This window comes from Cohnella sp. GCM10027633, from assembly GCF_042675445.1.
Lineage (GTDB): Bacteria > Bacillota > Bacilli > Paenibacillales > Paenibacillaceae > Cohnella.
Genome location: NZ_JBHTGV010000002.1, coordinates 98443 through 113652 on the forward strand (window position 1 = coordinate 98443; position 15210 = coordinate 113652).

10 protein-coding genes are annotated in these 15210 nt (G+C 53.9%); all 10 read left to right on the forward strand.

What is annotated here, in order from left to right:
• The first annotated feature begins 162 nt into the window (after positions 1-162).
• The 10 genes from ACFQZG_RS05230 (at position 163) to ACFQZG_RS05275 (ending at position 15130) form a co-directional block, all read left to right on the forward strand.
• Positions 163-1794, forward strand: a complete 1632-nt coding sequence (locus tag ACFQZG_RS05230; RefSeq protein WP_378150506.1) for an ABC transporter substrate-binding protein — start codon at positions 163-165, stop codon at positions 1792-1794.
• A 106-nt stretch (positions 1795-1900) separates the two neighbouring features.
• Positions 1901-3817, forward strand: coding sequence for an outer membrane protein assembly factor BamB family protein (locus tag ACFQZG_RS05235; protein ID WP_378150507.1), 1917 nt, complete (start codon positions 1901-1903; stop codon positions 3815-3817).
• Between the two features lie 11 nt (positions 3818-3828).
• Positions 3829-4662, forward strand: coding sequence for a carbohydrate ABC transporter permease (locus tag ACFQZG_RS05240; RefSeq protein ID WP_378150508.1), 834 nt, complete (start codon positions 3829-3831; stop codon positions 4660-4662).
• 122 nt (positions 4663-4784) lie between these two features.
• Positions 4785-5441 carry an NAD(P)H-binding protein gene (locus ACFQZG_RS05245; protein WP_378150509.1) on the forward strand — a complete coding sequence of 219 codons (657 nt, stop codon included), beginning with the start codon at positions 4785-4787 and terminating at the stop codon, positions 5439-5441.
• A 20-nt stretch (positions 5442-5461) separates the two neighbouring features.
• Entirely contained in the window at positions 5462-7177 is a 1716-nt protein-coding gene (locus tag ACFQZG_RS05250; protein ID WP_378150510.1) for a sensor histidine kinase, read from the forward strand.
• Positions 7178-8821, forward strand: a complete 1644-nt coding sequence (locus ACFQZG_RS05255) for a response regulator transcription factor (protein ID WP_378150511.1) — start codon at positions 7178-7180, stop codon at positions 8819-8821.
• A gap of 112 nt (positions 8822-8933) precedes the next feature.
• Entirely contained in the window at positions 8934-10643 is a 1710-nt protein-coding gene (locus ACFQZG_RS05260) for an extracellular solute-binding protein (RefSeq protein WP_378150512.1), read from the forward strand.
• A 66-nt stretch (positions 10644-10709) separates the two neighbouring features.
• Positions 10710-11609, forward strand: coding sequence for an ABC transporter permease (locus ACFQZG_RS05265; RefSeq protein WP_378150513.1), 900 nt, complete (start codon positions 10710-10712; stop codon positions 11607-11609).
• 21 nt (positions 11610-11630) lie between these two features.
• Positions 11631-12512: a carbohydrate ABC transporter permease gene (locus tag ACFQZG_RS05270; protein WP_378150514.1), complete on the forward strand. Its 882-nt coding sequence runs from the start codon at positions 11631-11633 to the stop codon at positions 12510-12512.
• A gap of 32 nt (positions 12513-12544) precedes the next feature.
• The gene (locus ACFQZG_RS05275) at positions 12545-15130 is read left to right on the forward strand and encodes a GH39 family glycosyl hydrolase (protein ID WP_378150515.1); all 2586 of its coding nucleotides are present in this window, start codon (positions 12545-12547) and stop codon (positions 15128-15130) included.
• The last annotated feature ends 80 nt before the right edge of the window (positions 15131-15210 follow it).

Consider the following 15210-nt stretch of genomic DNA (forward strand, 5'->3'; position numbering starts at 1 on the left):
GATATGTAAAGTATACATAAATTAAAAGCGATACTTTACAGGGTATTCAAGGTATTCTTTTTTTTGTGGGGGAACGTAAGCGCTTTATCACATCCATTCAAGAAAGAGGCGAAAACGAAAATGATGGTCCGCAAAAAATTAATAACGGGATTATGCGTAGCGATGGCAGTAATGACGATGGCCGCTTGCAGCAACAATAACGAACAGGGTGCCTCCCCGTCGGCCTCGGCTCCGTCCGCCGCGACCCCGTCGGCAACGACCGATGCCAGCCCGACCGCAAGCGAATCCGCTCCCTCGCTAAGCGGCAACATCAAGATCTCTCTTCCGAATGCGTCTTCATCCGTTTGGAACGCGGTTGCTCAAGCTTATATGGCCAAAAATCCAGGCGTCAAGGTAACGGTTGATAACAAGCCTGCCGAAGGTTACAAAGAGTGGCTGACGGCCCAGTTCGCTTCCGGGACGCCAGAAGTAGATCTCGTCGTCAATAATGAAGTGGCGAATCTGATGTCGGACAAGAAATTCGTGGACTACTATCCTTATTTCGATCAAACGAATCCTTATACGGGCAAGCCTTGGAAAGATTCGCTCGATCTCGGAGCGATGGGAATTAACTTGGACAGCGTAGGCGCGGAAGATCATCTCTATAACCTGAACTTCGAGTCCGTACAGATCGTCTGGACTTACAACAAGGAAATATTCAATAAAGTCGGAATTACGGAAACGCCTAAGACGTTCAATGAGCTGGTTGCCGCTTTCGACAAAGTGAAGGCAGCAGGCTTCGTACCGCTTGCAATCGGCGGCGACGCGAATTCGATCTGGAGCGGTCAAGCGGGTTGGTTGGTTCGGATCTATGCAGACCAATATTTGCGCGACTACATTAACATTACTCGTTCGCAGCCGGACGACTACACCTACTTGCCGAATATTGATGATAAATGGAAATTCGATATCTCGGATCCATTCAATGACGCCAATAGCAATGTTACGAAGAACGATCTGCGTCAATGGAAAGCCGTGAAAGAAAAGACCGGTCCGTATAAAATCGCCGGGAACCCTGCATGGGCGGCTTATGCGGACAATCTGAAGACATTGTTCTCTTATGCGGAAGATGGGTTCTTCGGCGTAAAGGAAGAGCAAGCTTATCAATTGTTCTTGACGGGCAAAGCCGCTACGATGGTCGGAACTCCGGGTTCTTACTGGCAGCTTCCGAAGGACTTCGCGGACGAGAAGAAGACGGGTGCCGCTGGCGGAGTTAAGCCGTTCGAATATGGATTCTTCAATATGCCTTCTATGGAAGGCCCAGAGGTTCAAGCTCCTGCCCGTACGATTCAAATTCCGATCGGATTCTACGGTCTCGTCAGCAAAGATGCCGAGCAGAACGCTCTGAGCGTGAACTTCATGATGTACCTGACCAGCCCCGAAGGTTATATGGTTTACGCCCAAGCGATTCAGAACAGCGATGACGCTTCTTTGGCAGGATCACCGGCGCTTAAGGATATTACGCTTCCGGAAGAAATGACGAAGGCGTTCGCCGACTTCGCGCCGATCGGGAACACGGAAGGGTACAAATCCGCCGCGAACAATCTGGCCCGCGGTCTTAACGACTATCAACCTTCCGTACAGGAGTGGGTTGGCAGCGTGCAAAAGTTCTTCGCAGGCAAGATTACGACCGAACAATACTTGGAAGAATTGCAAAAGAACATAGACAAATCTCTCGTGCCGATGCTGAAGCGGGATAAGCTGGAGCTGTCCGATCTCGAGACGCCGGAGAAGCGCCCGCCTGAACGCAACTAATCGTAGAGAAACCAATAACGGCGTGCCATCTGCACGGGTCGATCCTGACCCGTGCAGATCATCTTTGCGAATGATCGAGAATGAACAGCGAGTTAAGGAGAAGTCTATGAAAATAACCTCAAGAATCTTTTTGGTGCTGGCGTTGTTCCTGGGGCTTGCCCCGCAATACGCAATGGCGCAAGGTCAATGGTCGATCGAGGACGCGGGCGATATTACATCGATCTCGGCTATGAAGGACGGAAGCCGAATCGCGATAGGCACCCATGGCTCCCAGGCGATCTTATTCGATTCCGAAGGCCATGCGCTGTTCAATAAAGAAGCCAAAAACGTCGTTAATGCGGTCGACTTGTTAGACGACGGCACGTTGCTCGTGGCATCGGACGATAGGCATCTCTATGCGTACGACCAGACGGGGGCTTTGCTGTGGGATCTGGATATGAAGCGTCAGGTCAAAGCGGTATCCGCTTCCGGAGACGGCTCCGTCATCGCGGTCGTTGCGCAACGCAATACGGATCTTCTGTTCGTGAATCCGAAGACGGGCGAACAGACGGGCATGACTCCCATCGGGACGATGATGAAGACGGCGCAAGTATCCGATAACGGGCAATGGACCGTTGCGGCAACCGCGGACGGGTTCTTGCACTTATTGGACAATAGCGGCAAGCTTATTCATAAATTCGGAGCGAATGGACAGACCCAATCGGTCGATATCAACGATAACGGCGAGACGGTAGTCGGCACGAGCGACGGACAAATCGGGTTGTACGATTCGAAGGGCGAGAGCATTCGCGACTTCCGTATCGGCGGCAGCGTATCGTCCATCGCGTTTTCCCAAGATAACGCCAACATCGGCGTGACGGATTTAACCGGTAATTTTTATATTTTCGATCGACAAGGCAAGCAATTATGGGTGACGAAGGACGGACAAGCGGGGAGATCCATCGCGTTCGCTCCGGACGGGAAGACGTTATTCGCGGGCACGGACGACGGCAGAATCCTTCTGTTCGACGTCGACAGCGTGGTCGCAAAGGCGAAGAACGATGCCAGGAACGTAATTATACTGTGGGCGCTGGGGATCGCGGCAGCGCTGGCGCTGATTGCTTTAACGTTGCTTTACATGAAGAAAAACAATAAGTTGGGCCTGTTCGCGGAAATCTGGAATTCCAAATGGATCTATATCGGTCTTGCTCCAAGCTTCATCCTCATCTTCACGTTCTTGTACTTTCCCGCCTTCTCGGGGTTGTTCCACTCGTTATACGACTGGCGGCCGGGAGGCAGATCGACCTATATCGGTCTGGATAATTTCCGTCGCATGATCCATGATCCTTTCGTCACGAAAGGACTCATTAATCTATTGATTCTCATCGTTACCGGACTTATCAAGTTGATTATCCCACCGCTGATCGTCGCAGAGCTGATCTATCATCTTCGCCGCAAAAAGCTCCAGTACGTCTTCCGTACGGCTTTTACGGCATCCATGGTCATTCCGAGCGTCGCGGGTTTGCTTATATGGCAAAACTTCTATGATCCGAACCATGGTTTATTCAATCACTTCTTGGAATTGATCGGACTCGGCTCATGGGCGCACGGGTGGCTGGGCGATCCCGATACCGCCCTATGGTCCGTAATCTTCATCGGATTCCCGTTCGTCGGCATCTTGCAGTTGCTCGTCCTCTATGCCGGACTGTTATCGATCTCGAGCGAATTGATCGAGTCGGCGAAGATCGACGGCGCCAATCTATGGAGAATCATTCGATCGATTCATCTGCCGCTTCTGTCCGGACAATTCAAGTTCCTGATTATTCTGGGGCTGATCGGCATTATTCAAGACTTCAACGGCATTCTTATCGTTACGGCCGGCGGTCCGATGGACTCTACGTACGTTCCTGCCTTGCAGATGTACTACGCGGCGACGAAATTCAACGACCTTGGCTATGCTTCGGCGCTTGGCGTCAGCATGTTCGCGGTTATCCTGGTCATTACCGTCTTGAATTTGAAGTTCATCAAATCAGCCGAAGAGTAGGAGGCGCAGCCTTGAGGATTATAAATCCAGCCCATGTCCGTCAGATCATCATCATCTTGTCGCTTGCCGCTCTCGCTTTCCTGACGCTGGTCCCGATTCTGTTCATGCTGCTCAGTTCCTTGAAGAGTAACGGTCAAATTCTGGGCAACTTCTGGGGTTTGCCTTCGCCGGCGCGGTGGTTTAATTACGGCGATGCTTTCCGAACGATATGGCGTTACATCGCTAACACGATCGGTTACGCGGTGGCCGCAAGCCTCTGCGTCATGGCGCTATCCTCCCTGTCGGGCTATATCTTCGCCAAGAAGAAGTTTCCGGGCAAGAATATGTTGTTCATGATGATGCTCGCGATTATGATGATTCCGAGCGTGCTGACATTGATCCCGTCCTTCGTGCTTTATGATAACATGGGCTTGACCAATACGCCGTGGGTCATTATCGTCGCCAGCGCGGCCGGCGGACAGATCTTCGGTACGTTTCTGTGCCGTACTTATATGGCGGGTTTGCCGAGCGAGCTGTTCGAGGCGGCACGGATGGATGGCGCGAATGAAGCTCGGGTATTCCTGCAGATCGTCATTCCGCTATCGTTGCCGATTCTCGCGACTCTGTTCATTATGCATTCCGTAGGCGTCTATAACGATTATATTTGGCCTCTGTTAACGATCCAAGATAGCCATATGCAAGTCATTTCGGTCGGGCTTACGATCTTTACGAAGCAATTCGGCGTTACGGACAAAGGTACGCAGTTCGCGGCGTACGCGCTATCTTCCGTCCCCTTGCTTCTGATCTTCTCCTTCGGAATGAGATATTACATCCAAGGCATGACGCAGGGCGCGCTTAAGATGTGAGGGAGGGGCGGCGCCGGAACGACGACAACCGCTTGCAGGATACGATTGGATAGCGAAGGCAAAGCGTGTCATACTGGTATCCAGTATGGCACGCTTTTTCGATGAGATGAGGAGAGAAGAACATGCATGCGATCGTGATCGGGGCAACCGGAGCAACGGGCCAAGACTTGCTGGACGTATTGCTGCAAGACGACGCCGTTCAGCGGGTCGATATATTCGTTAGACGCGACGTGAATATTCAACATCCTAAATTACTCGTACGCGTGATCGACTTCGATCAACCGGAACAGTGGGGACATCTCGTTAAGGGTGACGTTCTATTCTCGTGTCTGGGGACGACGCTTAGAGCGGCGGAAAGCAAAGAAGCGCAGTGGAAGATCGATTACGACTACCAGTATCGGTTTGCGAGAATCGCCCGCGACAACAACGTGAACAAGTACGTACTCGTATCTTCCGATTTTGCCTCGCCCAACGCCCGCTCTTTCTATCCCCGGATGAAGGGGCAACTGGAAGAAGCGGTCAAAGCTTTGGGATTCGCCCATACGACGATCTTCAATCCGCCGCTTTTGATACGCAAGAATACCGATCGAGCGGGCGAAGTGATCGGATTCAAGGTCATTCGGTTATTGAATCGGTTGGGGCTGGTTCGCTCTCAGACGCCTATGCCGACGGTGGTATTGGCGCAAGCGATGATCAATTCCGCCAAGAAGAATGAACACGGCATTCGCAAATTAAGAGGCAAGGCGATTTGGGAACGGGCGAGGGTGAGTGGAAAATGAAAATGCGCAGGGGAGACCGAATGACGATCTTTCCGAAACTGATCCTTGCTTTTCTAATCGTCCTGTTGCCGTTGTTCGGATTAAGCATTCGGATGAACGAGCAGAGCAAGGAGCTCGTTCGCAAGGAAATCACGCAGTCGATCGAACAGAGGATGGTATCGTTCATCAGCACGTTGGAATTGGATTTCGAACGCGCCATGAGGCTGCAGACCGAGTACGTCAACGATGACGATATCGACGTTCTCAGCACGCGGGAAGACTTGTCCTACGTGAACTTCACGGCCGCGGTTTCCAGGCTGCAAGACCGACTCCGGCTGATGAAGAATGCCGCAAGCTTCGTGCATGACAGCTTCGTGGATATCAGTCTACTCGACAGGCGAATCGCCACGGATGCGTACGGCGAAATCCCTCCCGGGGACGGAGCCGTCCTCTATAAGCCGACCAACCGGCTCGAATCCCCGTTCATCGTTCATCAAGGGAAGCTCTGGATTACGCTGCCGTACCCGGGAACGGCGAACCGTCAACCGGTATTCACCTTGGGATTGGAAATATCGGACGCAAACTTGAAAGCGTTTTTAAACGAGTATACCGACCAGCAAGACGGGGGCAGTCTGCTCGCGCATGACGGTCTGGATTGGATGGTCGGAAGCGGAGAGACCGATCCTTCGGTTACGGCAGCCGTGAAAGAGAAGCTGGGCGAGAACGCGAACGCCGCGATTCATCAACGATCCGCAACGATCAAGGTGGACGGGGAATCTTACTATCTCTTCATCGAGAAGTCGGACAAGCTGGGGCTCTCCCTCTCGGTATTCGTCAAAGAAAGCAAAATCATAGGGCCGTTAAAACAATACAAAGATCGGGTTTGGTGGCTGTCAATCGCCTCCGTCATCATCGTCGTCCTGTTCTCGTACTGGATTTATCGGCTGATTCACCGGCCGTTGGCGCAACTCGTCTACTCCTTCCGCAAGTTGGAGAGAGGGGAGATGGACGAGGCCATGCAATTGAATGGCAAGGGTGAATTCAGTTACTTGTTCGAGCGGTTCAATAAGACGGTCTATCGCTTGAAGGAACTGATCGACGAGGTGTACGTTCAGCAATACCAGGCGAAAGTCGCGGAGCTGAAGCAGCTTCAATCCCAGATCAATCCTCACTTCCTGTTCAATTGTTTCTTCAACCTGTACCGCATCGCGAAGATGCACGAGATCGATCAGGTTATCCGCGTAACCCGGAGTCTGGGCGAGTATTTCCGTTATATCACGAGAGGGAGCGATCGTATCCGCCTCGAAGAGGAGATCAAGCATGCGAAGGCTTACGCGGACATCCAGGAAATCCGGTTCGAGGATCAGATTCGCGTCGAATTCGAGGACATTCCGGAGCGTTGGCGGGAACGCTTGATTCCGAAGCTGATCGTGCAGCCGTTGCTCGAGAATTCGTATCAGCACGGGTTGGAGGATCGGGACGAACCGGGATTCATCCGCGTCGGATTCCTCGAGGACGAGCGGCTGCTGACGATCTTCGTGGAAGACAACGGGGATCTAGCCGACGAACAGTTGGCGAAGATCAACGGCTTGTTGGAGAAAAAACAGTCTCCGGAGGAGAACGCGGGACTCTATAACGTCAAACGGAGATTCCAGCTGTTCTTCGGGGAGGACGGAACGATGAAGGCAAGCAGGTCGGATAGCGGCGGGCTTCGGATCGAGCTGCAGCTGCCGGCGGTCGACAAGGGAGGCGAATGAATGTACAGGCTGTTAATCGTGGACAACGAACCGAAAATCGTCAAAGGCTTGCAGCAATTGTTCGAAGAGGAAGTCGGACTCGAGCTGGAAGTATACCGGGCGTTCTCCGCTGCCGAAGCTTTGGCATGCTTGGAGAAAATCAAAATCGACATTCTATTGTCCGACATCCGGATGCCCGGCATGGACGGCTTGGAGTTGCATCGTCAAGTTACGCTTCGTTGGCCGCGCTGCCACGTCGTGTTCCTGTCCGGCTATGACGACTTCAGGTACGTTCAAGCCGCGCTCCGTCAAGGCGGCGTCGATTACGTGCTGAAGACCGACGGCGACGAAGCCATCGTAGCGGCCGTTACGAAGGCCGCGGAGATGTTGACGCGGCAGATGGAGACGGAGCGTTGGATCAAGAGCGCTGCCGAACAATTCAACGAGACGTTGCCGATGCTGCGCAAAGAATACGTGACCTCGCTGTTGCGCGGAGAACAGAAGGCGTCGCAGGCGCGAATGGACGAGCTGGGAATCGGACTGAACGCGGAGCGAGACGTACTCATGGTCGTGGGCCGGGTCGATCGCTGGCGCGAAGAATTGTCGCCCAGAGATCGGACGCTGCTCTCCTATGCCGTCCAGAAGATGGCGGAAGAGCTGTTCGAGCGAAAGGCGTTGTTCTCCATCATGACGGACGCTTCCCGGTTCGTATGGCTGCTGCAAGCCGAACCGGAATCGGGCAAGGAGAATGCCGTTCCCGAGGAGAAGGCCGATTCGCTCGCCCTGTTCGTTCAGGGTACGCTCGAATCCATTCAGTCCGCTAGCAGAACCTATCTGAAGGTCGCGCTCTCTTTCGCGACCGGATCTAGCCTGTCGGAATGGGCATCTCTCCCGGCCAAGTACGCGGAATTGAACGACGTGCTCTTCCACGGGCTGGGCGAGGGCGAAGAAATGCTGTTGACCGACCGCTACTTGGCGGCGACGGGCAAGGAGGACAAGAGCGTCTACGAGCTTCAAGCGAGAAGCTTGCTGCAGCAGCTGGTCGCCATGCAGCCGGAAGGTTCCCAAGAAGCGAAGAGAAGCTTCTCGGATACGTACGCGAAGCTGAAGGAGGCTTCCTTGCATTGCCGCAACGAGGTCGAGGTATTGTCCGAAATCTACTACGGAGTCGGCTATCTGCTCATTTCCCTGTCGAACCGCAATCGCGGCGGACAGGCGGCGCGAGAATCGGACGATTACAAGTGGCCGAGTCTCGGGGAGCACGGTTCCTGGGAGCAGGCGTTGCGGTACTTGGACGATCGGCTGGAGACCTGGACCCAGTTGCAGGAGGACAATCGCGAGGAAAGCACGCATTCGATCATCGGCCGGCTCAAGTCGTATATCGCCGATCATCTGGACCAAGATTTATCGCTCGGCCGATTGTCCGATATCGTCTATTTGAATCCCTCCTACCTTTCCCGGCTGTTCAAACAGCAGACGGGCGTCGGGATTTCGGATTACACGACGGAGATGAGGATGCTGAAGGCGCAGGATCTATTAAGTCGCTCCGCGCTGAAGATTCATGAGATCGCCGGCAAGGTCGGGTTCGATTCGGCGAACTATTTCGGCAGATTCTTCAAGAAAGAGACCGGGATGACGCCTCAGGAGTATCGGGACAGGAAGTAAAGAATTGAATGAGCATTGTCAAGAAAGTGCGATTTTAACCCTATTCCTCCGCACCTATAATGAAACTCGTAGGACAGCTGCTCTATACAAAATCGACTCTAGGGGGATTCGCATGAAACGCACGGCAAAGTACGTCGGCCTATCATTGGCGATCGCAACGATGTTCGCGACCGCGGCATGCGGCAACGGAAACAACGGCAACAACGCAAGTGAAAGCCAAAGCAGTTCGACTACAGCAACGGCAAGCCCGGAAGCAAGTTCTGCAGCCTCTGAAAGCGCTTCCGCGGAAACGATCGATCCGTTCGGCAAGTATGATCCGCCAATCGAAGTAGCCGTCGTCAGAAATACGGATTCGACTGTTAAATTCAAAGAAGGAGAATCCTTCGACAAGAACGCTTGGAATTCCGCGTACGCCGATCGGCTCGGCATTCAGATCGTGAACAAGTGGGTCGTGCAAAGCGATCAATACGATCAAAAAATGAATGCTTCAATCGCCGCGGGAGATCTGCCGGACGTGTTCAGGGTGAATGCGGTTCAATTTAAACAACTTGCCGATGCCGGCCAGTTGGAGGACTTGACCGAAGTATACGAGAAATACGCTTCCCCGTTGGGTCGGGAATCGATAGAGCTTGGACAAGTCGCAAAGGCTGCATCGACGATAGGCGGCAAGCTATTGGCTATTCCTCAAGGACAGGATTACTTTGGAGGCGCGCCGTTGCTTTGGGTACGCACAGATTGGCTTGCCAAGCTCGGACTTCCCGAGCCTAAGACGATGCAGGACGTGTTCGCGATCTCGGAGGCGTTTACGAATCAGGATCCGGACGGCAACGGCAAGGCGGATACGCTGGGCTTGGCGCTGTCGAAGGAGCTGTTCGGCGGCTATCCGGACGTGACGGGATTCATGAACGGCTTCCACGCTTATCCGAAGATCTGGGTGAAGGACGCATCCGGCAAGCTGGTCTACGGCAGCATCCAGCCGGAGGTCAAAGCGGCGCTGGCCAAGCTGCAGGAAATGTTCAAAGCCGGTCAAATCGACAAGGAATTCGGCGTGAAGGACTCGAACAAAGCGTCCGAGCTAGAGGTGAACGGGAAGCTGGGCATGCATTTCGGAGCGATGTGGAACCCGCTCTTCCCGCTTCAAGGCAACAAGGACAAGGAGCCTCAAGCCGATTGGAAGCCGTTCCCGATTCCTTCGATCGATGGCACCGTCGCGAAAGCCCAAAGCAGCCTCGATTACAACCAATTCTGGGTCGTCCGCAAAGGTTACGAACATCCGGAAGCGATTATCAAGTTGTTTAACTTGATCGTGGATACTTTCAATCCTAAGGGAAAAAGCCAAAACCCGGAAGTGTACCATAGCAAAGACGGCATCGAATTCCACAAGTACGCGCTCCTGGCCAATACGGGAACCGGCGAAGGCTTGATCGGCGTTCAAAGAAACATTAAGGCAGCATTTGAATCGGGAGATGCCTCGAAGCTGACAGGCGAAGAAAAAGGTTACTACGATAAAATCGTCGCACATCAAGGAGGCGACAATTCAGGTTGGGGAACGGATCGGGTATTCGGAAACGAGAGCTCATGGTCCGTAATCAGCAAGTATTACGATCAGAACAAGCAATTGATCGTCAACGAGTTCATCAGCGCGCCGACGGCAACGATGGGCGACAGAAAAGCAACGTTGGAGAAGCTCGAGCTCGAGACGTTCACGAAGATCATTCTGGGCTCTCCTATCGACGAGTTCGATGCGTTCGTGGCGGATTGGAAGAAGCTCGGCGGGGACGACATCACGACCGAAGTCAACGAATGGTACGCAACGAAATAAAACGGCGAACAAAGATGGGGACCTCGCGCGGTCCCCATCTATGTCTCCGAGAAGGTGGCATAATCGATGTTACGAAAAAACTGGTCCCGACAAATGCCGCTTCATATCATGGTGCTGCCGGCGCTGCTGCTCGTTCTCGTGTTCAGCTACGGCCCGATCGCGGGGCTGGTCATCGCGTTCCAGAAATATTCGATCGTCAAAGGAATCAGAGGCTCGGACTGGATCGGATGGGACAACTTCCGTTACGTGTTCGCGTTGCCGGGGACGATCGACGTCGTGTGGAATACCGTATTCATCGCGTTCCTGAAAATCGCGGCGGGCCTGTTCGCGCCGATCGTAACCGCGCTTCTGCTGAACGAGGTTCGAATCGAATTCGTCAAGCGCGGCGTGCAAACGCTCATTTACTTACCGCACTTCCTGTCTTGGATCATTCTAGGGGGCATATTGATCGACATTCTTTCTCCATCCAACGGCATCGTGAATCAGATGTTGGGCGCATTCGGAATCGAACCGATCTTCTTCTTGGGAGATAACCGGTGGTTTCCTTATCTGCTCGTGCTCTCGGACGTGTGGAAGGAGTTCGGCTTCAGTACGATCGTCTACTTGGCGGCGCTTACGAATATCAATCCGACGCTGTACGAAGCCGCCGTCGTCGACGGTGCCGGCAGATGGAAGCAGACGCTCAACGTTACGCTCCCCGGCATGCTGCCTATTATTATACTCATGTCCACGCTAAGCTTAGGCAACGTATTGAACGCCGGCTTCGATCAAGTCTTTAACCTCTATAGCCCTCAAGTCTACGAGAGCGGCGATATTATCGATACGCTCGTGTACAGGCTCGGGCTCGTGGATGCGCAGTACGCCGTCGCGACGGCCATGGGAATGTTCAAATCGGCGGTTTCCGTCCTGTTCGTTTCCCTGTCCTATTACTTGGCTTACCGATTGGCGAACTATCGCATTTTCTAGAAGGATGGGAGAGAGAGACAGATGGTTCATACGTCCTTCGGCGGAAAACTCTTTACTGTCGCGAATTACGTGTTTCTCATCGCGCTTAGCCTGATCTGTATTCTCCCGCTCGTTCATATCGGCGCCGTATCGCTGAGTTCGAGCACGGCCGCGAGCGCCGGCATCGTGGACTTATGGCCGGTCGACTTCACCTGGAAGTCTTACGAATTCGTCCTGCGGAAGAAGGAATTCCTGCATTCGATGGAGGTAAGCCTGCAACGCGTCCTCTTGGGCGTCGCGGTCAATATGGGGCTGACGGTGATGCTGGGCTACGCCCTCTCCAAGGAGTCCCGCGTTTTCACAGGAAGGACTTGGTATGCGTGGTTCTTCGTTCTTACGATCTTCGTGAACGGCGGATTCATTCCTTGGTATCTGGTCATCAAAGAGGCGGGCTTGCTGGATTCGATCGGAGCGCTCGTCTTGCCGGGAGCCGTTCCCGTGTTCAACGTCGTGCTGCTGCTTAACTTCTTCCGTTCCCTTCCCAAGGAGCTGGAGGAGTCGGCGTTCGTCGACGGGGCGGGACACTGGACGATTCTGTGGCGAATATTCGTGCCGTTATCGTTGCCGGCCATGGCGACGATCGGATTGTTCACGATCGTAGGGCACTGGAACGCGTGGTTCGACGGCCTTATTCTCATGAACTCGCCCGACAATTACCCGCTGCAAAGCTATCTGCAAACCGTCGTCATTCATCAAGATCTGGCATTGATCAATTCTACGGACATTTCCATGCTCGCGGAGGTTTCCGACCGGACGCTGAAGTCCGCGCAGACGCTGTTGGGCGCATTGCCGATCTTATTGGTGTATCCGTTCCTTCAGAAGTACTTCGTCAAAGGGATGGTGCTCGGAAGCGTGAAAGAATGAGGCTTACCAAATCGCGAAGGAGATGACTTGGCATGAATAAGGTTGGAAGGGTTATGGGTCGGGTTGCGCAATGGGGCGCCGCGTTCGGGCTGTTATCGACGCTCATATTGACCGGCTCTCCGGGCAAGGCGGCAGCGGCGGGCAACGTGAAGATCAACGTGAACTTGGCTGCCCAAGGACCCGTGATGGAAAACAAGCATTCCATGATCAACGTATGGGACTTCAGGATTCATTGGACTTCTCAAGCAACGGGCCGGCCTTCCAACTATTTCGCCAACAACTATCCTTTCGTCAAGAACGTGCAGTTCATGACGGCAACGGGCGGCGACGCGACGCGCGACTTGTTCGTGAATCCGAACGATACGTCCACGATGACGGATTATAAGTTCGACGAGCTGCTGGCCGCCTTGCACAATGTCGTCGATCAAGGGCTGAAGCCGTTCATTAAGACGGGCGCGGTACCGATGAAGTATTCGACGAATCCGTATATCTCGCCCGCGTTCGGCGTGAACGTAAGACCGCCGGCCGACTACAACGTGTACTACAACTATATTAAAGCGATCGCCGACGCGGTCGTCGCGGAGTTCGGCATCAACGAAGTCAAGACGTGGACCTGGGGCGTCCTGACCGAATACGAGAACTCGGATTGGTTCATTACCGCGGACGGTTCTCCGAATTCGACGAAGATCGCGTATTTCAAGCTGTACGACTACACGGTAGCCGCGTTGGAAGCGGCGATCGGAGCGGGCAATTTGAACGTCGGAGCGCACAGCATGTCCGTCATTAATGCCCTGTGGGACGAGAGGGAGTTCATCGACCACGTGGCGACGGGCATCAACTATAAGACGGGCGCGGTCGGCACGCAGATCGACTATTTGTCAGCTTCCTACTACGACTTGGCGCCGGGGCAAGGCAGCTCGGGCAACTCGTTCGCGGATACGATCAACCTGCTTCGCGACAAGGCCAATTCCGTGGGCTTGACGAATCTGAAGTTCGGCATCGACGAGGGACGCATTCTGAACGGCCCGGGCGACGACAACAGAGCGTTATTCTCGAGAATATTAGCCCATAGCTACCAGGGTACCTACGACGCGAAGTTGTTCAAGACGATGAACGACGCGCAGATCAATTGGTTGTCGACGTGGGGGCTGTCTACCGAAGCGTTCTGGGGCGGCGCGACCGCCATCGGCACCCATATCGCGAACTTGGCTTATAAAATGGTCGGAGACAACCGGGTCGGCTTGGCCGTCACGGGATGGGCCGCGGATTCCACGAACGAGGTCGACGGGGTGGCGAGCTTCAATAAGGGCACGAACACGGTGCATGTCATGGCTTACAACCATAATGCGAACATGAACGCGTCCGTAAGCGAGACGCCGACGTTGACGATCGATAACATCGCGCCGGTATCGGGCAGCACCGTCACGGTGAAGCAGTGGATCGTAGACGACACCCACGGGAACTTCTGGGACACCTGGGTTTCCGACGTCGTGGCCAGAGGGATGCAGAACACGGCGTACAGTTGGTCGAAGTACTCCATGGAAGTGCCCAAATATTTGGTTCACGCATCGGATCGCAACTATTGGTATTCTCGCGAATCCGCGTACAAAGCGTTGGCGACGATAAGCCCGACGACGACGACGGCAACGGTAACGGGCAATAAGCTCGTGTTGAATCCGACGCTGACCGCGCACGGCGTCGTGTTCTACGAGATCACGAACGCGACGAATACGGTCGCCAGTACGCCGATGACCGACGAGCTGAACGATTGGAGCAAATCGCACTCGCATAGCTCCGGATTAAGTTTCGATACCGCCAATGCTTCGGTGCTCGAGGATGCCAGCCGCGCGTCGCGCAACAATACGAACGCGTCTCCCGCCGAGAACGTCGTCTACAAATACCCGGGCATCAGAAGCTTCGGCGCGACGGGATTGTTCGCGACCCATGCGGAAGCGATCAATAACTTCAAGTTCTATACGTCTCCTAACGGCACGACTTGGACGCAGCAGACCGGATGGACGAACTCGGATACCTCCATTAACGGAGGAGATTGGACGAGAAGGACGTACGCGCTGAACGCCGTGCCTGCCGGAACCGAATACGTGAAGGTCGAATTCCCGACGGGCGGCGCTTTGTCTTACAATCCGCAATTGAGCAAGGTAAGCCTGAATTACGTCCATAACCATGTCGCCAACCCGAGCTTCGAAGACAACACCGCCTCCGTTCAGACGCCTTCCAGCTGGTATACGACGGGGAGAAACCTGGACTCGGACTATACCGAAGGCGGCGCCTATCACGGCAACTATAAGCTCGTTCATTGGAAGAACAGCGGTTACGAATCTTACACTTATCAGACGATGACCGGGTTAAGTAATGGCCTATACACGCTTAAGGCATGGGTGAAGAACGATTACGGCGGCTTAGGAACCGCTTATATGCAGGCCAAAGACTACGGCGGATCCAGCGTTACGGCGAATATTCCGACCTCGTCCGCTTGGACGCAGATCAGCATTCCGAATATTAACGTGACGAACGGCAAATGCACGATCGGGTTCTACTCGAACTCGCCGGGCTCGACGTGGTACTACGTGGACAATGTCGAATTCATTAAACAATAGCGAAGCATAAGCGCGATTCGTCATGGAGGCCGCTGATCGAACGATCGGCGGCTTCTCCATAGTTCGGGACATTAATCATT